At 70.1% G+C, this 19,916-nt stretch carries 17 protein-coding genes and 1 tRNA gene; 8 read left to right on the forward strand and 10 right to left on the reverse strand.

The genetic code is table 11. The features are described from left to right. Positions 1 to 19: 19 nt before the first annotated feature. Positions 20 to 496 carry a hypothetical protein gene (locus tag POL67_RS27555; RefSeq protein ID WP_271922314.1) on the forward strand — a complete coding sequence of 159 codons (477 nt, stop codon included), beginning with the start codon at positions 20 to 22 and terminating at the stop codon, positions 494 to 496. Here the strand turns inward: POL67_RS27555 and POL67_RS27560 are convergent. After that, positions 493 to 1,833, reverse strand: coding sequence for a hypothetical protein (locus tag POL67_RS27560; RefSeq protein WP_271922316.1), 1,341 nt, complete (start codon positions 1,831 to 1,833; stop codon positions 493 to 495). The two genes, POL67_RS27555 and POL67_RS27560, sit on opposite strands and share 4 nt — an antisense overlap. Positions 1,834 to 1,990: 157 nt before the next feature. Here POL67_RS27560 and POL67_RS27565 point away from each other — a divergent pair. The 3 genes from POL67_RS27565 to POL67_RS27575 all read left to right on the forward strand — a co-directional run bounded on the left by POL67_RS27565 (position 1,991) and on the right by POL67_RS27575 (position 5,423). Then, positions 1,991 to 2,063 (forward strand) — tRNA-Gly (locus POL67_RS27565). A gap of 209 nt (positions 2,064 to 2,272) precedes the next feature. Beyond that, positions 2,273 to 3,682 (forward strand): oligosaccharide flippase family protein, encoded by a 1,410-nt coding sequence (locus POL67_RS27570; RefSeq protein WP_271922318.1) that lies wholly within the window; start codon positions 2,273 to 2,275, stop codon positions 3,680 to 3,682. Between the two features lie 262 nt (positions 3,683 to 3,944). Further along, the gene (locus POL67_RS27575) at positions 3,945 to 5,423 is read left to right on the forward strand and encodes a serine/threonine protein kinase (RefSeq protein WP_271922320.1); all 1,479 of its coding nucleotides are present in this window, start codon (positions 3,945 to 3,947) and stop codon (positions 5,421 to 5,423) included. Between the two features lie 70 nt (positions 5,424 to 5,493). Here POL67_RS27575 and POL67_RS27580 read toward each other — a convergent pair whose 3' ends face one another. From POL67_RS27580 to POL67_RS27590, 3 genes are all read right to left on the reverse strand, one after another. Continuing rightward, positions 5,494 to 5,751 carry a GlsB/YeaQ/YmgE family stress response membrane protein gene (locus tag POL67_RS27580; protein WP_271922322.1) on the reverse strand — a complete coding sequence of 86 codons (258 nt, stop codon included), beginning with the start codon at positions 5,749 to 5,751 and terminating at the stop codon, positions 5,494 to 5,496. Positions 5,752 to 5,898: 147 nt separating this feature from the next. Continuing rightward, entirely contained in the window at positions 5,899 to 6,351 is a 453-nt protein-coding gene (locus POL67_RS27585) for a hypothetical protein (RefSeq protein ID WP_271922324.1), read from the reverse strand. A gap of 94 nt (positions 6,352 to 6,445) precedes the next feature. After that, on the reverse strand, positions 6,446 to 7,897 hold the full coding sequence (locus tag POL67_RS27590) for an alpha,alpha-trehalose-phosphate synthase (UDP-forming) (RefSeq protein WP_271922326.1): 1,452 nt from the start codon (positions 7,895 to 7,897) through the stop codon (positions 6,446 to 6,448). 124 nt (positions 7,898 to 8,021) lie between these two features. Between POL67_RS27590 and POL67_RS27595 the strand changes: the two genes are divergently transcribed. After that, positions 8,022 to 9,059 carry a peptidase associated/transthyretin-like domain-containing protein gene (locus tag POL67_RS27595; protein ID WP_271922328.1) on the forward strand — a complete coding sequence of 346 codons (1,038 nt, stop codon included), beginning with the start codon at positions 8,022 to 8,024 and terminating at the stop codon, positions 9,057 to 9,059. 65 nt (positions 9,060 to 9,124) lie between these two features. Here POL67_RS27595 and POL67_RS27600 read toward each other — a convergent pair whose 3' ends face one another. Beyond that, positions 9,125 to 10,609 (reverse strand): serine/threonine-protein kinase, encoded by a 1,485-nt coding sequence (locus tag POL67_RS27600; protein WP_271922330.1) that lies wholly within the window; start codon positions 10,607 to 10,609, stop codon positions 9,125 to 9,127. Positions 10,610 to 10,791: 182 nt separating this feature from the next. Here POL67_RS27600 and POL67_RS27605 point away from each other — a divergent pair, with 182 nt between their 5' ends. Continuing rightward, complete coding sequence (locus POL67_RS27605) at positions 10,792 to 13,317, forward strand: hypothetical protein (RefSeq protein WP_271922332.1); 2,526 nt, start codon at positions 10,792 to 10,794, stop codon at positions 13,315 to 13,317. A 402-nt stretch (positions 13,318 to 13,719) separates the two neighbouring features. On the opposite strand, the gene POL67_RS53740 is transcribed toward POL67_RS27605, so the two are convergent. The 4 genes from POL67_RS53740 to POL67_RS27625 all read right to left on the reverse strand — a co-directional run bounded on the left by POL67_RS53740 (position 13,720) and on the right by POL67_RS27625 (position 16,869). Continuing rightward, entirely contained in the window at positions 13,720 to 14,946 is a 1,227-nt protein-coding gene (locus tag POL67_RS53740; RefSeq protein WP_271922334.1) for a phosphodiester glycosidase family protein, read from the reverse strand. Between the two features lie 61 nt (positions 14,947 to 15,007). Next, positions 15,008 to 15,496 (reverse strand): hypothetical protein, encoded by a 489-nt coding sequence (locus tag POL67_RS27615; protein WP_271922336.1) that lies wholly within the window; start codon positions 15,494 to 15,496, stop codon positions 15,008 to 15,010. Then, positions 15,493 to 16,053: a hypothetical protein gene (locus POL67_RS27620; protein WP_271922338.1), complete on the reverse strand. Its 561-nt coding sequence runs from the start codon at positions 16,051 to 16,053 to the stop codon at positions 15,493 to 15,495. Before POL67_RS27620 ends, POL67_RS27615 begins: the two co-directional genes overlap by 4 nt. Positions 16,054 to 16,086: 33 nt before the next feature. Then, positions 16,087 to 16,869 (reverse strand): hypothetical protein, encoded by a 783-nt coding sequence (locus POL67_RS27625; RefSeq protein WP_271922340.1) that lies wholly within the window; start codon positions 16,867 to 16,869, stop codon positions 16,087 to 16,089. On the opposite strand from POL67_RS27625, the gene POL67_RS27630 reads away from it, so the two are divergent. Next, positions 16,822 to 18,123, forward strand: a complete 1,302-nt coding sequence (locus POL67_RS27630; protein WP_271922342.1) for an aminopeptidase P N-terminal domain-containing protein — start codon at positions 16,822 to 16,824, stop codon at positions 18,121 to 18,123. The two genes, POL67_RS27625 and POL67_RS27630, sit on opposite strands and share 48 nt — an antisense overlap. Further along, positions 18,120 to 19,256, forward strand: a complete 1,137-nt coding sequence (mutY, locus tag POL67_RS27635) for an A/G-specific adenine glycosylase (RefSeq protein WP_271922344.1) — start codon at positions 18,120 to 18,122, stop codon at positions 19,254 to 19,256. Before POL67_RS27630 ends, mutY begins: the two co-directional genes overlap by 4 nt. A 10-nt stretch (positions 19,257 to 19,266) precedes the next feature. On the opposite strand, the gene POL67_RS27640 is transcribed toward mutY, so the two are convergent. Beyond that, positions 19,267 to 19,710: a hypothetical protein gene (locus POL67_RS27640; RefSeq protein WP_271922346.1), complete on the reverse strand. Its 444-nt coding sequence runs from the start codon at positions 19,708 to 19,710 to the stop codon at positions 19,267 to 19,269. Positions 19,711 to 19,916: the final 206 nt, after the last annotated feature.

Genomic DNA, 19,916 nt, shown 5'->3' on the forward strand with positions numbered 1-19,916 from the left:
TGAGGGGTTCCGAGCGACGATGATCGATGCACGAACCGACGTCGCGCCGCGGAGCCGCCGGATCCTGGTGGCAAGAGATCCGCGGCTCTCGACGTGTGATGCGCTCGTCCAGGGGCTCGAGCCGCTGATCGAGGATGTCGAGCTGGTCGAGGCGTACTCCGTGGAGGCGGCGCGCTCGTGGGCGAAGGGCGGGCCCTTCGATCTCTGCCTCGTTTGTCTGGATCTGCCGCCGGCGCCGCGCGGCGGGGCGAGGCTCGCCAGGGAGCTCATGGGGCGCGGCAAGAAGGTCGTTTTGATCACGCGGAGCCTGCGGTGGCTGCCGGCGGAGGACCTGGAGCTGCGCAGCTTGCCCTGGATCGTGCCCGAGGCAGATCCGACGAGCGTGCTCGCGTTCCTCCAGAAGGAGGCGGCGCCCGTCGTCTCCCAGGCCCGCACGCGCGCCAAGACGCTCCCGCCGATGACGGAGCGCGAGCGGCCCGCGGCGAACGAGACCTAATCTGAGCCGACGGGCAGGAGCTCGATGGACTGGATCGTCGATGAGCCCGGTCCATCGAGCCCGATGACGAGCTCGGTGTCTTCCTTCCCATTCAGATCGAGGCTGCGACCCCCTTCGAGCGAGAGGGTGCGAATCCTGGCGCGTTCGCCCGCGGGCGTCTTGAGCGCAAGGTAGAGGTGGCCCTTGGGCTGGCCGAGAACGAGTTTGTCCCCGTCGCCCGACTCGCAGAGGAACGAGGCCTTGCCCGCGAGCGCCTTCTTCTTGTTCGTGCTGCAGCTCGACACGAGGTGCGGCTCGCTCGCCGACTCGGCGCGGGCCGCGGCGATCACGGCGTTCTGGCGCACGAGCTCCACGTCGTCGAACTCGACGTTGCCGGCGCCGCGCGCGCTGATGCCCACGTAAAACCCGCTCGATCCGGGCGTGGCGGTGAGCGTCGTGCTCTCCGTCCCCGTGCCCGCGGCGACGCGGAAGACGATCGTGCTCTCGACCGCGTCGGGATCCTCGAGCGAGCGCAGCGCGACGTGGAGCTCGCCCGCCTGCGTCGCGCGGTACTTGAAGCGGATGGTGAGCTCGTCACCGGCCGCGATGAGCGGCGCTGTCGAGGGCGTGTACGAGCCGAAGATACGCACGCGCATGCGACCCCCGCCGCCGCGCAGCTCCTCGGCGGCGGCGCGGAGCGCGTCGTGCGCGCCCGCGGCCGTCGAGGTGATCGTGACGTTGCCATCGGACGTGGTGAACTTGAGCCCCGCGCCCTCGATCCGCGCGAGCGCCTCGCCGCGCACGGTCTTCTTCGCGGGTTTGACCACGACCGGCGCGCCGCCCTCCGCGCTCGGGACCGCGGTCGTTCCGTCGAGCTTGCCAGCGATCTTCGTGACGCCTGCGCGGAAGCGGACGACGTCATCCGCGTTCAGGAACTTGCGCGCGTCCCAGGTATCGATGAGCTCCTTCATGAGGCCCGCGAGGCGTTGATCCTCGGCCGCGTGCTCGGCGGGTTTCGTCTTGCACGTGTTGTAGGATTCGCAGAGCGCGACGCGGCGCTCCTTGAGCTTGGCCGCGAGATCGGCGGCGGCGCGGATCGCCTCGATGCGTACCTCGGCGCCGCGGCTCGCGCCGGCGAGCTTGAGGGAGCTCGAGACGTCGAAGGAGCCGAAGTCGTCGGCGATCTCGGCGCAGCTCTCCCGCGGGATCGTTCCGATCGGATCCGGGCACTCGACCTCGGCGCTCTGCGCAGGCGTGCCGCCTGGAGGAACCTGAGGACCACCGCAGCTCGCGGTCGCGAGAGCGAGGGTGGGGACGAACAGCGCTGCCGCGAGAAAACGGAGACGAGCGGGAGGCACGGAGCGAAGGTAATACAGGTCGGAACGGCGCGGGGGGCTCGGGCGCGTGGATCGAGGAGGTGACCGGGCATCCGGTCGTCAGCCGGGGCGGAAACGTTGCGAGCGCGCAAGGTCTTGCCAAGCTCCGCGAGATTGGCTAGACATGCGTTCGCAGTTCGCGGGACTAGCTCAGTTGGTAGAGCATCAGCTTCCCAAGCTGAGGGTCGCGAGTTCGAATCTCGTGTCCCGCTCAAAGCAGAAGTCGTGGTGTCCCGGGAAAACACCACGCAAGCAGCAAAACGTGGCGGCTCCGGCCGCCATGTTGCTTTTGTGGTCCTGAGAAGCCCGAGCGCTCGCACGACGCGAGGGGACTTCGAGCATCGAAGCGTCAGTCCGCTGTCGCGGAGCGGGGGCGCGCAGGATGCACCAGGGACAAAGGGTGGCGTGGAACGCCGCCTTGATGATCGCAAAGCAGGCCATCATGGCCGTCCTGAGCGTCGTCTACGTGGGCTACCTGGCGCGACGGCTGGGCGTGGCCGCGTGGGGGGAGCTGCAGGCGTCGCTGGCGATCGCTTCGATGGCCGCCGTGGTCGCCGGCCTCGGCGTGCGCGGGTATCTCGCGCGCGAGATCGCGGTGACGCCGGAGCTCGGGCCGAGGCACCTCGGCGCAGCGCTCGTCGTGCGCGGCGCGATGGGCACGACGACGCTGCTCTGCGCGACGTTGTTCACGTTGGCGACACGAGCGGGGGAGGGCGCGACGCTCGTGGTGATCGCGGCCGCGTCGCAGCTCGCCACGGTCCTCTACACGACGATGTGGCTGAGCTTCGAAGCGCACGAGCGCTTCCAGTACATCCTGTACGTCGAGCTCGGCGCGCGGCTCTTCGTGATCGGGTTGTCGGTGGCGCTCGTCGCGTCGGGCTTCGGCGTGCTCGCGGCGGCAGGCGCGCTCGCGCTCGGCAACGCGATCGAGCTCGCGCTGACGTACCACTTCCTGCGCACGCGGCTCTATCAGCCGAGGCTCGAAGTGGGCCTCGGCGAGCTCGTGGCGATCGCAAAGAAGAGCATCCCGCTCGGGCTCATCGGCGCGCTGCTCGGCGTGATCCGGCAGGCCGATCGCGTGATCCTGCGCTGGCTCGACGGCGAGTCGGCCGTCGGCGTGTTCAGCGCGGCGTGGGTGCTCATCGAGCAGCTCGAGCTGATCTCCGATCTCGTGCTCGGCGCCGCATTCGCAGCCGGGATGCGGCTCTACGCGCATGATCAGCCAGGCTTCGTGAAACTCTTCCGGACGGCGCTCGTGGTGGCGACAGCGCTCGGGCTCCCGCTCGCCACGGGCGTGAGCCTCGTCGCGCCGGACGTGGTCGCGCTCGTGTACGAGGGGCGCGACTTCGCAGGTACGTCGGACGTGCTCCGGGTGCTCGCGTGGCACGTGCCGGCGACGTTCGCGTTCCAGGTCGCGGCGCTGCCGCTGCTCGCTTCGAAGCGCGAGCGGCAGCTCGGCGCGGTGCTCGGGCCGGCGCTCGTGGCGAACGTCGCGCTCGACATGTGGCTCGTGCCGCAGCACGGCGCGCTCGGAGCGGCCTTCGCGGCGCTCGTGACCTCCGTGGGCACGCTCGTCGCGACGGGGATCCTCGTGCTGCGATACGTGCGCGAAGCGCCGATCGGGCGGCTCGGCGGGGCCACGCTCGCGACGGTGGTCATGACGTTCGTCGCGCTCGTCGCGCTGAAGACGCTGGGGCTCTGGGCCGCGGTGATCGCGGGCGCGATCACGCACGCAGGGCTGCTCCTCGCGCTCCGCGTGGTGACACTCGCCGAGGTCCGCGCGCTCGCGCGGCGCAAGCCGGAGAAGAACCGGCAAGCCGCAGCGACATGAGGCGCGGAGGCGCGGACGGACTTCGTTCGCGTGGCAAGGCGCGTGCTCGGAGCACGCGATGCACCCCGCGGACGGCGCGCACAGCAGCACGAACATCGCGCGCCGTCCTGCCTCGTTCTCACGTTTGGATCGAGCAAGCGAGCCTACGAATGACGCTGGCGAGCGGGGGAGCTTGCGCCATGATGCTCTCGTGGCGGAGGGGGGTGAGTTCAAGGTGCGACCAAGGCGGAGGCGCGATCGCGGTCCGAGCCGAGCACGCACGATGGACAGGCGATCGCGCCCGACGACGTCGGCCTCGGCGAGGTGGCCCTTCCCCGCGTCGAAGGCGGGTTCACGCGGGAGCTTGCCGGAGCGGCTGCCGATGGGCGCCGGGGGCTACGAGCTCGCCGAGCAGCTCGGCAGCGGCGGGATGGCGGAGGTCTTCCTCGCGCGGCGGCGCGGGCTCTACGCCATCGAGCACACGGTGGTGGTGAAGCGGCTGCGCGACGAGTTCCGCGCGGCGCCGGCGGTGGTGAAGATGTTCGCGTGGGAGGCGTGGATCTCGGCGCGCCTGCGTCATCCGAACATCGCGCGGTTCTACGATTTCGTGTCGCACCGAGGACGTGATCACCTGGTGCTCGAGCACGTGCGTGGCCCGGATCTCGCGACGCTCGGGCGCGCGCTGCAGGCGACCGGTCGATCGTTCCCGTTCGGCGCGGTGATCGAGGTCGGCGCCGCGGCCGCGCGCGCGCTCGCGCATGCCCACGCGCTCCAGGATGATGATGGCGTGCCGATCGGCCTCGTCCATCGCGACGTGAGCCCGCAGAACATCCTCGTGTCCGTCGACGGCGAGATCAAGCTGATCGATTTCGGCGTGGCGAAGACGACGAGCGCGCACGTGCCGCGCGACACGGCGCCCGGTCTGGTGAAGGGGAAAATGGGGTACATCGCGCCGGAACATCTGCGCGGGCAGCCGCTCGACGCGCGCGGCGACGTGTACGCGCTCGGCGTGGTGCTCTTCGAGATGCTGACGGGGCGCCCGCTCTTCCGGCGCGGTGCGGACGTGGAGATGATCCGGCAAGCGCTCGACGCAGAGATCCCGCCGCTTGCGACGCTGCGATGGGACTGCCCGCCCGCGCTCGAAGCGGTCGTGCAGCGCGCGCTGGCGCAGGATCCGCGCGATCGGTTCGAGAGCGCGACGGCGATGGAGCAGGCGCTCCGCGCAGCGGGATCCGCGCTCTCGATCGAGGGCGGTCCGGTCGCGCTGGCGGAGCTCGCCGAGCTCGCGCGCGAGGTCTACGCAGGGGAGCAGGCGGGCGGGCCGGACACGTGGCGGGAGCCGATGTCGCCGCAGTTGATGACGTCGCCCGCGAGGTCGGCGGCGCCGATCGAGGAGCCCCCCGCGGAGGACACGCGTCCCGAAGGTGTTCGGCGTCCACGGATCCTGGCGCGTGATCCCGGTGCAATCGTCTCCGCGACGAGCGCGCGGTGCGACGCGACGCGGCCCGAGGTGCCTATACAGGTCGACGAGGCGGCGACGAGCATCGCGGCCCCGCCGCTGCTCCGGCACCGCGCCTTCTCGCCGCGCGTCGTGCCGCTCGTGGTGGCGTTCGTGATGGGACTGCTCGTCGCGGCGGCCGCGCGCGGCAGCACGCTGCCCGAGGGGGTGGGTCCGGCGCGCGACGCGGCCCCGGGATCGAGGGCGACAGAGCGGACGTCGCAGATCGATCTCGACGGGAACACTTCGAGTACAAACGAATGAAACGCGCCCCGCGCGGGACTCCTCCCGCCGCGGGGCGCGCCTCCGAACCACGTACGCTGGTGACGCGGCTCTAGGCGGTGCGACGTTTCGTGGCGATGTTGTAGATTGCGAGGATCACGATCGCGCCGATGATCGACATGATGAAGCCGCCGGTCGACTGGTACGTCGGGTAGATCCCGAGCACGCGTCCGAGGAAGCCGCCCAGGAGCGCGCCGCCGATGCCGAGCAGCGCCGTGATGATGAACCCTCCGGGCTCGCGACCCGGCGTCAGAAGCTTCGCGATCACGCCCACGACGAGACCGAACAGAATCCAGAGCAGAATCGACATGCTCTCCTACCTCCCTCTCGCGCGGCACGCGCGGCGCACACGTCGTGCCGCGCAGGCGGGGTAACGCCGCGAGGACGTCCGCCCGCATTCCCTCCATGCAGCCTGCGTGCCGGGCAGAGCGTGCACGCCGTCGGAGCAACACGAATCTCAGGGTTTTTCCGGATCCGCCGGCTTGTCCAAGGACGCCTGATCACAAGGGGGCGTGCTCTCGGTCCCGCACGCAGGCGCGTCGCCCGGGCTCGTGGGCCCGCCATGCCCAGGGCCGTAGCCGTGCGAGGAGCCGTAGCCTTGATCGATCTCCTCGCCACGCGGGCGCGCGCGGCGCGACGTGCTTCGTCGCTTGGAATGCGCGCGCATCTGGATCTCGTGCGCGCCGGCCGGCAACGTGCCCGCGACGAGCTCGGCGCCACACGCGCATCGCGGTGCGGCCGTCGCGCCCTCCGCGGCCACGACGAGAAAGACGCGGCTGCACTGGGGGCAACGGAACACGTGCCCCACCGAGGGGATCACCTGGCCCTCGACGAGGGGTCGTGTCGGGCCGGTTCGCCCGGAGTCCTTGCCCTCCGAGCCTGGATTCAACGAGCGGGTCATGCTGGACATGAGGCACGAGGGTTCAGCACGTCCGGTGCCATCCGCCCTCGTGCGTCCCGATCACGGCCGCTCCGTCCGCGCATGGCGCGCACGAGGCAGCTCGTCAGCGCGCGCGTGTGACACGCACGGACGCAGCAAAGCGCGTCTCCCGTGCCCGCGCAGGCACGCGCTCCTCCGTCACCTGTTCGAGCCGCGCGAGGAAGCCCGAGGCCCACGTTTCGACGGAGAGCCGGGAGACCCTGGCCTGGAGCGCAGCCATCCGCGTGATGTCACTCGAAGTCTCCGGCGCGAGGGCCACGTGCCCCAGCGCCGACACGAGTCCCTCTTCGTCGTAGGGGTTGACGAGGTGCGCCTCGGGCAGCACGTCGGCCGCGCCCGCGGTCGTGCTCAGCAAGAGCCGGCCGTTCGGCCTCGGCCGCGTGGCGACGTACTCGAAGGCGACGAGGTTCATGCCGTCGCGCTTCGGCGTGACGATCGCGGCGTCGGCCGCGAGGTAATACGCGGCGAGCTCGGTCGAATCCAAGGTCCGCGCGAAGAGGTGCACGGGCTTTCTCCGGGGCCCGCCGAAGCGGCCCTGGATGCGGCCGACCGTGGCCTCGATCCGCTGCCGGAGGTCACGATACGCCGCCACCGTCTCGCGGCTCGGCACACCGATCTGCACGAGCGTGACGTGCTGGCGGACCTCGGCGCTCTGCTCGAGCAGCCGCTCGAAGGCTTCGAGCCGCTCGACGATGCCCTTCGCGTAGTCCATGCGATCGACCGAGAGCAGCACGCGGCCGCCGCCGAGATCCGAGGTGATGCGCGCGGCCTCCGCGGCCACGCTCTCGTCGCGCCCGAGCGAGGCCCAGCCCTCGACGTCGATGCCGATCGGCCACGCTTCGACCCGCGCGTGGCGCGCGCCTCGCGGGACGACGATGCCTCCGTCTTCGATCACGTACGCGACGCCGAGCTCGTCGAGCGCGTCGCGGAAGGCGCGCACGTACCGCGGCACGTGCAGGCCCACGAGATCCGCGCCGAGCAGGCCGTCGACGAGCTCGGAGGCCCAGGGGAGCACACGCAGGTTGTCGGCGGCGGGCCAGGGGATGTGCCAGAAGAAGCCGATCGTGAGGTCGGGCCTCCGCGCCCGGAGCAGGGCAGGGACGAGCGCGAGCTGGTAGTCGTGGATCCACACGACGGCGCCCGGAGGCGCGTGCTCGGCGACGGCCTCCGCGGCCGCACGGCACACCTCGAAGTAAGCGCGTGCCTGCTCGGCGCGGAAACGACACACCTCGACGAAGCCATGCGAGAGCGGCCAGAGCGCGCCGTTCGAGGCGCCTGCATACCAGGCCGAGCGGGTCTCCGAAGGGAGGGAGAGGGCACGCACGCGGAAGGGCAGCTCGCTCGCCTCGCAAGCGTCCCGGTCGGCGCCCGCCGCGATCCAGGTGCCGCGTGACCTGCGCATGAGCGGCAGAAGCGCGGAGATCAAGCCGCCTGGCGCGCGGACGATGCCGTTCGGCGTACTCACGAACGGCGCCCGCGCGCTCACGATGACCAGGCGGGGGGAGCGGGTTTTCATGAGATCCGCCCATGCGAAAGCAATGCCGTCGTGGGCGGTCTCGCGGACGAAGCCCGCGCGGCGCGGGATTTGCTCGATGCGCCTGCTCGTGTGGTAGGGTCGGAGTTCGAGGAGATTACGTCCCGTGCGCCTCCATCGTCTCGCTCCGCTCGCCGCCGCCGCCACTGTCGCGCTCGCGCTCCTTTCGCCGGGGACTGCTTCCTCGCAGACGGCCGAGGAGAAGGCGGCCGCGCGTTCCCTGGCGCAACAAGGCGCCGAGGCCCTGCAAAAGAAGGACTACGCCGAGGCGATCGATCTCCTCAGCCGCGCCGAGGCGATCATCCACGCGCCGCCGCACCTTCTGCTGATCGGGCGCGGGCAGGTGGGTCTCGGCAAGCTGGTTGCCGCGCGCGAGTCGTTTCTCAAGATCATCCGCGAGGAGTTGCCCGCGAGCGCGCCCGCCGCGTTCAAGCGAGCCCAGGAGGACGCGAGGACCGAGCTTGCCGCGATCGAGCCCCGCATCGGCTCGCTGCGCATCGTGCTCACCGGTCCGGGCGCGACCGATCCCGCGAAGGTGACGGTCAAGCTCGACGAGCAGGGCGTCACGTCCGCGCTCATCGGTGTGCACCGGCCGATCGATCCGGGCAAACACGTGGTGACAGCGACCGCGGCCGGGCGGAGCCCCGTCACGCAAGAGGTCTCGCTCGGAGACGGCGAGAAGAAAGAAGTGTCGCTCGAAGTGGAGGCGCCGGCGGCGGGCGCTGCGTTGCCGGACGGGAGCGGACAAACCGGCGGCGGCGGTGGGCCGGTGGGCCCGGAGAAACCGCAGGGCACGAGCCCGCTGAAGTACGTGGGCATCGCGGGCATGGGCCTCGGCGGCGCGGGGATCATCGCCGGGACGATCTTCACGGTGATGTTCGTGAGCAAGTCGGGCGACGCGGACGCCGCGTTCAAGGCCTGTCCGAAGCCGTGCCCCGACGACCAGCAGGCGAACATCACCGCGCTCGACGAGGCGGCGGCCTCGCGCGGGACGGGCGCGATCGTGGGCTTCGCGGCGGGCGCGGCGCTGGCCGGCGCCGGCGTCGCGTTGTTCCTGATCGGGGGCAAGCAGGACAAACCAGCCGGCGCGAGCGTCATGCCGTACGTCGCGCCGAACGGCGCTGGGCTCGTCGGTCGGTTCTGAACGGCGTCCCCCCCAGCCCCTCTCCTGCTGGGAGAGGGGTGGCGGGCGCTGGTTTCCCGCGTCGTTCAGTATCCGAAGTCGCCGCCCGTCGTGCCGCCCTTGTTCGGCTTGTTCGTCGACGTCGCGGAGGGCTTGGGGAGAGGACCGCCGAGTTTCACCGAGGGGGTCCCGAGCGGAGCCGCCGAGGTCGTCGGGGTCGGCGCCGCGCTCGTGGCGGGCTCCGCCGTCTTCGTGTCCGGCGGCGTGGGGTCGACGTCCGCGGCGCTCGGGGTCGGCGGCGTGGCCGGCGTGGCCGCGGTCGTCGGGGCGAGCGGGGCGACGCTCGCGGATGGGATCGAGCCTCCGGCTTGCGTCGACTCTTTCTTGCCGAGCATCAGGTACCCGGCGACGCCGAGGCCCGAGAGCAGGACGAGCCCGACAAGCCCGCCCACGACCGCGCCCGCGCGGGACGGCTTCGGCGTGGCCGTGCCCGAGGTGTGGCCCCACGCGTTCGCCGTGCCTTGCGAGCCGTCGAGCGAGGTGCCGGTTTGTCCGGTCACGCCCATGCCGGGCACGCCAGGCGGCTGCGTCGTCATCCCGACGCCCGGGATCACGCCGGGCAGCGGCGTCGCCGTCAACGGGCCGGGGGCGGCGAGCACGCCGGGGGGCTGCGTCGGCAAACGCGGGCCAGGGACGATGCTTTGTCCACCACGCGCGGCTTGCCAGGCGAGGAGCGTCTCCTTGAACTCGGCGCACGACTGGAAGCGGTGCACCTGTTCGCGGGCCATGGCGCGCTGGATGATCAGGGAGAACTCGGGATCGAGGTCCGGGACGAACTGCTGCGGCGGAGGCGGCAGTTCGAGCGCGATCTTGAAGAGCAGCTCGTTGAAGGTCTCGGCGCGGAAGGGGACCTGTCCCGTCGTCGCCTGGTAGAGCACGACGCCGAGCGCGTAGATGTCGCTGCGCGCGTCGACGACGGCCATGCCGCGTGCTTGCTCGGGCGACATGTAGTAGGGCGTGCCGACGACCGAGCCGGCCCGCGTCACGTTCATCTCTTCGCCGCCGATCTGCGAGAACTTCGAGACGCCGAAGTCGAGGATCTTGATGAAGTCGACGCGGCCCGCCTTGTTCGGCAGGATGAAGATGTTGTCGGGCTTGAGATCGCGATGGATGATCCCCGCGGCGTGCGCGGCGCCGAGCGCGTCGAGGACCTGCGCCATGAGCGGGATGCTCTGCGCCGGCGGGAGGCGGCCCGAGCGCTTGATCCGCGCGCTCAAGGTCTCGCCATCGAGGTACTCCATGACCATGTAGCGCGACTGGTCGGGGAGAACGCCGAGGTCGAGCACCTCGCAAATGTGCTCCGAGCCGATGCGCCCCGCGGCCTGCGCTTCGCGCTCGAAACGCGCGACGGTCTCGCCGGAGCCGGAGACGCTCGCGTGCAGGACCTTGATGGCGACGCGGCGCTTGATCCGCGTGTTCTCACCCTCGAAGACCGCGCCCATCCCTCCCGTGCCGAGGAGGCGGACGATGCGGTACTTGTCGTCGATGACTTGGCCGGGGGTGAGCGTCATCGGATCATCGCTCGCGAGAAGCGGAAGGAATCCAACACGTCTCGAGCTTACCACGGGTGCCGGGCGCGAGCCCAGGAGGCGGGTGGGGGAAAAGGCGGGGGCGCTCTGCGGGCCGCGGGGGTCACGGATGCCCCAAAGGGCCTTTGCCGACCGCCTGCATGTTCGTGTTAAGGTCGCCCCGTATGTCGCTCTACGAGCTGTCGATCGACGACGCCCACCTTCGCGAGGCCGAGAGGCTCACTTCGCTCGAGGGGAGGGGCTTTCCGACGCTGGTGACAAGGTGGGAGTCGCGCCTGTTCGATCAGCCTTGGTCCACCACGCTTGTGCTCGATTACACGATCCCCCTGCCTCCACTGCCAGCCTCGCAGTCGTTCATCGAGGTGCGGATCGCGGCGTATGTGGGCGGCGCGCCGACGAAGTTCCTCTACTTCGGCACCGAGATGAACGCGAGCGTGCCCCGCATCGGCCCCGAGATGGAAAACCAGATCGGGTGGACGAAGCAGTACCAGGAGTACAGGCTCGACGAACACACCTCGCCCGTCCCGTACCTCAAGCTGATCCAGACGACACCGCGCATCTACGGCGCAGGCGCGCAGGACTACTACAGCCCCGCGATCAAGGTGGAGCGGTACGACGGCGCGGCGTCGAGTGATCAGCTCGCCGATCTGTTCCCGACGGTGGTGGCGAACCTGCCCTGCGTGAAAGGGCACCTGCTCACGGATCCCTCGGCCGGGCTCTGGAACGGCGCGCGGTACGTGGGGCAGACGGCGATCGCGATCCTGCGCCAGGGGAAGGTCGTCGGTATCCATCGGCGGATCGGGCGCACGGACAAGGACGCAGTGCCGCCCGAGGTGAAGCGGCGCGATCCGAAGCACGACGTGCTGAAGGAGTGGGTGTCGATCGATCTCGGATCGAGCACGACGGTCGTCGCCCTGCGCGGCGATCGCAGCGCGCCGGAGCTCGTGCGCATCGGCGCGACGAGCGCGCCCGTGGTGTCGGCCGACTACGAGAACCCGAGCGAGATCTCGTTCGAGCAGCTCGGACGGACGCTGAAGGCGTGGCGGGATCGCGTGATCCTGCCGATGACACGCTGGGGCGAGGTGACGATCGGGCACGCGGCACGCACCGCGCGCAAGCGAGGCGGCGAGGAGTCGCTCGCGCTCAGCGCCGCGACGCTGACGCACCTGCCGATGCTGCGCGAGCGCGTGGACCGCAAGGAGAAGATCTCGCTGCGCGGGCGCGGGGATCCCGAGACGCAAGAGACGCTCAAGAAGCCGGCGCCGCCCATCATCGACGAGGACGGGATCGGCGCGCATGATCCCTTCGATCCGATCGAGCTCTACGCCTACTACATCGGCCTGCACGTGAACCACAGGACGCGCGGTATCCACACGCGTTACCTCGTGGCGATGCCCTCGGGCTGGAACGAGGATCGGCGCAAGAGCGCGCTCGTCGCCGTGCGTCGCGGCATCTTCCGCAGCCTGCCCGCCGGGATGCTCGAGTTCCACGACATGGACATGCTGAACGTGGTCGACGCAGGCCCCGCAGCGATCCCGTTCGCAGCCTTCGCATTCCGCGCATTCGCCGTGCAACCGAAGCCCGATCCGGTGCCCTTCGTGGCGCTCGACGCGGGCGCGAGCGAGACGGGCGTGGTCTTCGGTCTGTTCCGCAACGCCAAACCCGATGAGCAGATGGAGGGCGGCCACGAGCGGATGATCGAGTACCTGGAGCCGACGAGCATCCCGTGGTTCGGCGGCGAGCGGCTCCTGCACAGGCTCGCCTACCGGATCTACGTGGCCGCGGAGGCGAGCGTGAACGCGGCGCGCGTGCCCTTTGATCGGCCGAGCGAGGAGACCCCCGTGGGCGCGCTCGAGCACCTGCTCGTCGCAAGTCCGGAAGGGCGTGCGAACGCCGAGGTCTTGAAGGACGCGATCCGGCCGCTGCTCGAAGGCGGCGACGCGCGCCCGCCCAAGTCGATCAAGCTCGCCACGCTCGACGGTCCGTTCTTCGACTTCCCGCTCGAAGTGGATCGGCAGGCGATCGCGGCAGAGATCGACGGCTGGTTCTCCGAGGCCGTGGAGGAGGTGCGCGTGGGCCTGGAGAAGGCGCTCGAGAAGATCGGGCGCGATCCGGATCCCTACGACGGCCTGCGCGTGATGCTCGGCGGTCGCATGAGCATGCACCCGGCGCTGCTCGACAAACTCACGGCGACCTTGCCGAAGAACGTGAAGATCCACCGGTTCATCGAGCCCGATCGGCTGAACCTCGGCGCGCCAACCGTGAAGACGGCCTGCGCACTCGGCGCCCTCGCGATGCGCTTCGAACGCATCGGCGCAAGCGTGCGCGCCGAGAAGCGCGACACCTTCAAGTACCGCGTGGGCCGCAACCGCCACGGCCAGCTCGCCGACGTGCTCGATCCGTCCGTCGAGTACGACGTGTGGCGCGAGGTCGGCGCATGCACGAAGCCAAACGTCGAGGTGCTGTACATGCGCGCCGAGGACGACGGCGAAGTCGCAGCCGACGATCCGCGCGTGGAGATCGCAATCTGCAAGCTCGGCGCGACAGCCGTCGGGCAGCGCATCTACATGCGCGCAGTGGGTCCGATCCGCGTCGAGGTGAGCGTCGGGCCGCCCGGCGGCGAGCCCGCCGCAGGCGCGCCGGTGTGGTGGATCGATCTGAAGGAAAACCTCGCGCGGCCGAAGGCGTAGATTTTAGGCGCTGCGCCGGGGTTTCACCCCGGGGCCCCGACCAGGGGTTGTCCACCCCTGGACCCGGACCAGCGCAAGCGCTGGACGCGGGGTCGATGAACTGCGCATCGCGCAGTTCATCGAACAGCCAGGGTCAAGACCGGCGACGATCCTGCCAACCAACACGGCAGCGCTGCAGGTTCAACCAGCAACGCGCCCGCTGCCGGCTTGAAATCCACCTTCAAGGTCTTGCCACCGGCCCGTTGGAAGAACTGCGCGGAGCGCAGTTCTTCCACCCTCGGTCCAGGCCGTGCCTGGTTCGGGTCGAGGGGCGAACAGCCCCCGCGGGGTCCGGGGCAGCGCCCCGGCGCAGCGGCCCCAAGAAGCTCCCCATCCTCAGCCCTCGCGGAAGAGGGACAAACCTCACGGGCTGCGGCGCGTGACGTAGAAGAAGTCGCGCGGGGAGGGGTCCTTCACGTAGTCGTGTGCGCGGTAGTCGACGTGCGGCACGAGGGATGAGGCGACGCGGCGCTCTGCGGCGGGCGGGTGCTCGAAGAGCAAGAAGCGCGGATAGGCGTAGTTCACGTCGAGCTGCGCTGCGTCGCGCGCGCCTGCGGCCTTCATCGCGCGCGCCAAGGATTGCGCCGTGACGGCCTCGCCGAGTGCGTAGAAGAGCGTGCGCCCTGCGGCGTCGATGCCGATCGCGGACCTGCGGATCACCGTCTCGCCGCTGACCGTCGCGCCCCAGTTCTTGTTGTACTCGGTGAGCTTCGTGTTGAGCTCGCCGCCTTCGACGAGGCATGCGGGCGTTTGCCGGTACGCTGCCATCTGCGCCTCGGTGGGCGCGAGCGTGGGCCAGGTGCCGATGCGGATCGTGTTGTCGCGGTAGAGCCCCACCGTGCAGGCGATGTCGCGTGGGGGCAGGAACGTCTTGCCCCCGATCATCATCCCGTATTGCCCGTGCAGCGCCTTGAAGCCGCCGTTGAAGGCTGCGATGAGGTCCGGATGCTCGGTGGCCGGGACGAGGCCGGGGCGCTCCGAGAGCGGCACGTTCTGGGAGACGGGCTCGGTCGTGCCTGCGACGAGGCGGACCACGACGCGCGTCAGGTCCATGGCGACGACGGCCACTGCGGCGAAGCCACGCTTCGGATCGGGGTGGACCACGCCCTTGACCATCACGGGCGGCTCGCCTGCGCGGCTGCCGTCCTGCATCACGAGCCATGTCCCGTCGCCCGTCGCCGCGACGTTCGTGAAGGGCGGCTCGAAGCGTGGCGGGGGGAAGCTCGGGGCTTCGGGCGCGGAGGCGTCGGCGATGTCGGCCTTTGCGGGCACGACCTCGGGCGCGGGGGCGGCTGGCAGGGCGGCCGAGGCCGAGGCTGGGGCCTCCCAGAACGTCGTGGGGGCCTCGTCCCCGTGACGCCAGACGTTGACGCGGTCGGCGAGCCCGTAGGCTGTGTCCTCGATCCACGCGACCACGGAGGGGCCGAGCACCGCGCGCACGCCGTCCGCGAGTGCGGGGCCGAAGCCCGGCACGTTGTGGATCGCCCACCACGTCGCCCCCCCCGCGACGAGCGTCACGCCGAGGCCGATGCCCACGCGCCGTCGCCAGCGCCGCGGCTTCTTCTTCTTTTCTGTCTCGGGGGCGGTCACGGGGCCGGGAGGGTAGCCCAGGACGAGCCGAGGACCCAAGCGGAGGCGTGTATGCCGAGCTTCAGACGACCTGACCGTGGGCCATCGTTTTCGGGCCGTCCTTGAACAGGATCTCGACCTTGCCGCGATCGATCACGCGGGCGACGACGCCGTCGCCGAACTTCGGGTGACGGACGAGCTCGCCCGGGCCGAGCGTGAGCGTGACGCGGTAGGGCTTGAAGGCGCCCATGGGCTGGCCGGCGATCGCGTGCTCCCACTGCACCGTCTGGTCACGCTCGCGTTGCGCGGCGGCGCTCGCGCGGCCGCTCGAGGTCTTGCGCTCTTCGCCGCCCTCGCGCTTCGTGGCTCCGGCGGCCTTCGTCTTCGGCGCCAGCGGCGCGAGCTTCTCGCTCTTCGGGCGGCGGTAGAGGTGATGGGAGCCGCACGTCTTGCACTCGACCTTCTTCACCTCGTCACCGACCATGGCGATGATGCGGTGAGTCAGGTCAAGCTTGCATTTCGTGCAATAAGAATCGATCTCGCCACCGGTCTTCGGCTTCTTCGTGATCACGTACCCTCGCGTCTTCTGCGCTCGCGCCGCGTCTCTTTTCCTCGGTCCTTGACCGTCACCTGCGCGGAGACGGACGGCTTCGGCAAGCCCTTCTGCCCCTCCGCTGCCCCTGCCTCGTCCTCCTCTGGCTCGCCTCCGTCTTCCTCCTCGGCGGAAGGTTTTTCGGCGGCGCGCGCGTCGTTCGGGACGAAGCGGATCTCCGTCTTGATCTCGAACGAGAGCTTCGTGAGCACCTTCGTCAGCTCGTCGGCGAACTGCGTGTGTTCGAGGACGTCGCGGATTTCCTTCGCGACGACGCGGTACAGACCGGTCTTCGTGTCGTCGATCTGATGGTAGAGGTAGTTCAAGACCTCCTTCGGCAGCTTCATGTCCCCCACGAAATGCCGAAGGGTGTCGGGGCCTTCACTCAGCTTGCCGACGCCGGTCTCGACGGCGCGCTCGACGGCGCGCTTGAGCAGCTCTGGAATGGCACGATCGAACGTGCGCCGCCGCTCCGTCTCCGGCTTCTCCCCCTCGGGCGGCTCTTCACGGCTCGGAAGATCGTCGATGTCGCCCATCCGCCGGCTCACTAGCCAGGAAGGGGGCCTTCGTCAATCGGACATCGACACACGGAGCGCCCAAACCTCGGCGACGACCTTTCCTTTTCCGCGCCGGGCGGCAAGCTCCACTGTCAGGGTATCGTCTTCCAGAGGACAAAACGGCCGATCGGGCTGGACGATGGGCCACCGATCCTCGCCGTGATCCGCGGCGATCGACGTGCCTCGGCTCGATCGCACCACGACGTCGAGGTCGGTCACGTTCGGATCGGCGACGGCAAAGATCCGATAACACTCACCTTTTTTCGCTTCGAGCGGAAACGGTACCGGCGCGCCCCCCTCGGCGACCTCCGCCTCCACCGGCTCCTTCGTGAACCGTCGCATCCCGTTCTCCGGACCACAAAGCATCGCCAGGCGCGTGAGATCCTTCCGCGGATCCCCTTCGAGTCGAAAGTTGCCGTAACAGCGGATCCAGGGGCCTCCCACACGAACGGGCGAGACGATGGGGTCCTCGTTTCGCGCGGCCGGGCCTGCTTCGGCGGCGCCGCCGTCGGGGTCGGCCGGGGCCTCGCCGAGCATCGAGGGCGGGAGCTTGGGCAGGGGCGGGGTCGGAGGCGGGGCGTCGGGCGCGGAGGCGGCGCCGCCGGCCTGCTCCCAGGGGCGCGGGCGCTCGCGACAGCCGGCGAGGAGGGTGAGGCTCGCGAGCGCGGCTAGGAGGAGGAAGAGGAGGCGCGCGCGGGCACGTCGCGGGTTTGGCCGGCCAAGGTTCTGCGCTAGAGTCCCGGCCCGATGAACATCTTCGCCGAACGCCGCAAGCAACTGCTCGAGCGACTGCAAGGCGTGCTCGTTCTTCCGGCGGCGCCGGAGCTCATCCGCAACAACAGCGTCCACCACGAGTACCGCCAGGACTCCGACTTCCACTACCTCACGGGCTTCGGCGAGCCCGAGGCCGTGCTCCTTCTGGCCCCGAAGCACCCGGAACACAAGGTGGTTCTGTTCGTGCGCAAGCGGGATCCGGAGCGCGAGAAGTACGACGGGGCCCGCGCGGGCGTGGAGGGCGCGAAGGCCGCGTTCGGCGCGGACGCGGCGTTCACCATCGACCAGCTCGACGACAAGCTCCTCGACTACCTCGAGGGCTACCACAGGCTCTACTACAAGCTCGGCCAGAGCCGGTCCCTCGACGATCGCGTGCTCCGCGCGCGGGAGCTCCTCCGGATGAAGGGGACGCGGACCAAGAAGACGTGGCCGACGGAGATCGTGGAGCCGGGCAACGTGCTGCACGAGATGCGCGCGGTGAAGTCGGAAGCGGAGCTCGGCTTCATGCGACGCGCCGCGGCGATCACGCGCGAAGCTCACCTCGGGTCGATGCGGCTCGCGGCGCCGGGTCGCTACGAGTACGAGGTCGAAGCGCAGATCCGCGAGGTGTTCCGGAGGAACGGCGCGGAACGCACCGCGTACACGCCCATCGTGGGCGCCGGGCCGAACGCGACGATCCTGCACTACCACGCGAACCGGAAGCAGCTCGTCGACGGAGAGCTGCTGCTCATCGATGCAGGATGCGAGTACGAGTACTACGCGTCCGACGTGACGCGGACGTTCCCCGTGAACGGGACATTTTCGCCCGTGCAGCGGAGGCTTTACGAGATCGTGCTCGCCGCGCAGATGGCCGCGATCGAGGCCGTGAAGCCGGGCGTGACGGTGGACGCGCTGCACGACATCACGGTGCGGACGCTCGTCGAGGGCTTCGTTCGCGAGGGGCTGCTCTCGGGTGACGTGAACGAGATCATCGAGAAAGAGACGTACAAGCGGCTCTACCCGCACCGCACGAGCCACTGGCTCGGCATGGACGTGCACGACGTGGGACACTACTACCGCGACGGCGAGGCGCGCCCGCTCGAGCCCGGGATGGTGCTGACGATCGAGCCGGGGATTTACGTGGCGCCGGACGACGAGAAGGCGCCCGCGGAATACCGTGGGATCGGCATCCGGATCGAGGACGACATCCTGGTCACGGCCACAGGCTACGAGAACCTGACGGCCGACATCCCGAAGGCGCCGGACGAGGTCGAGCGCGCCTGTCGAGACGCTTGAAGCAAACAACGAAGGGCCGCGCGGCGGAAGCGGCGACGCGCGAGGCGACGCTCGCCATCGAGCTCAAGGGCTGGTTCCGCAAGAGCGCGCGGGATCTGCCGTGGCGCAGGACGCGGGATCCCTACGCGATCTGGCTCTCCGAGGTGATGCTGCAACAGACGCGCGTGGAGACGGTGATCCCGTACTACGAGCGGTTCTTGCAGCGATTTCCGGACATGCGGGCGCTCGCGTCCGCCGAGATCGACGAGGTGCTCTCGCTCTGGAGCGGCCTCGGCTACTACCGGCGCGCGCGGGAGCTGCATCGCTGCGCGCAGGAGGTCGCTTCGATACACGGCGGCGTGTTCCCTGCGGAGGCCGAGGAGCTGCGGAAGCTGCGCGGGATCGGCCCGTACACCGCGGGCGCCGTGTCGAGCATCGCGTTCGACAGGCCCGCGGCGCTCGTGGACGGCAACGTCGCGCGGGTGCTCGCGCGCCTCGAAGCGATCGAGGACGACGTGAAGAGCACGGCGGGCCTGAAGCGCATCTGGGGCGTGGCGGAGCGGCTCGTCCCACGGGAGGAGCCCGGCGCGTGGAACCAGGCGCTGATGGAGCTCGGCGCGACGATCTGCACGCCGCAAAACCCGGCATGCCTGATCTGCCCGGTGCGCGACGCGTGTGCGGCGCGGGCGCAGGGCAGGGAGCGCGAGCTGCCGATCGTGGGGGAGAAACGAGCGTCGCCGCGCGTGGCGATGGTCGCGGCCGTGGTGGAGCACGAGGGGCGCTTCTTGTTCGCGCGGCGCAAGGAGGGAGGGCTGTTCGGCGGGTTGTGGGAGCCGCCGATGGTCGAGGCGCGGACGGCCGAGGACGCAAAGCCTTCCCTCCGCGGCGCGGGCGTCGCGCTGGAGGCGAAGCTCACGGAGGTGGGGCGCGTCGAGCACGTGCTCACGCACCGCGAGCTCGACGTGCTCGTGCTCCGCGCACGCGCGGATCGGCCCTGGCCCCTCGAAGCGCCGACGACGGCGCCCTACGAGCGGCTCGCGTGGATGGAGCGAGCCGCCGAGGGCGTGGGTGTCTCGACGCTGGCGCGCAAGATCCTCGCGGCGGCGAAGCCGGAGAAGAAGGGCGCGACGCGCAAGAAGAAGGCCCGCGCGTAACGCCCTCGGCTCACTCCGTGGGGCCTGCGCGCTTGCGCGAGGCGGGTTTGTCCCGTTCGCGTGGATCCTCCATCCTCGTACGATCGTCCTCCGAGAAGTACACGTCCTCGGCCTCGGCGCCGATCTCCTCGACGAGGAACGGCGTCTCGAGGTCCTGTCCCTCGTCCGACAAGATCACGTCGCTCATGTCGCGGCCGCGCGTCGCGCCTTCGAGGAACTCGGCCCCGAGATCGCCGGCGAGATCGGCTGCCGCGTCGGCATTGTCGGGATCGAACGAGAAGCCTTCGCTCACCTGATCGTTCGGGTGATGTCGGAAAACGCGGTCGCTGTCGTCGAGCGTGTGCACGGGCTCGTCCATCGCGTTGGCCGGGTGCACCTTGCCCGGCAGAGGCGGCGCGGCGAACTCGTCGAGGTCTTCGAGCACGGGACGCGGGGGCCTCTCGTCGAACGACATCCCCGCGCGCCGCGAGGGGGTGTCGCCGTAGCGGTGTTCGCTGCTGCGTACGCTCGATGCGGGGGGCGGAGCCTGGGTGGACGGGGCGGCCGCCCGTGCGTGTTTCGCCCCGGATCGGGCCGGCTTGAGAGATTTGTTGCTGCTCACGCCGGGGCCGAATGCAAGAGTCGCGCGCGTGATTTGACGTGCGAAGAACGCACGTTACG

This window comes from Polyangium mundeleinium (genome assembly GCF_028369105.1).
GTDB lineage: Bacteria > Myxococcota_A > Polyangia > Polyangiales > Polyangiaceae > Polyangium > Polyangium mundeleinium.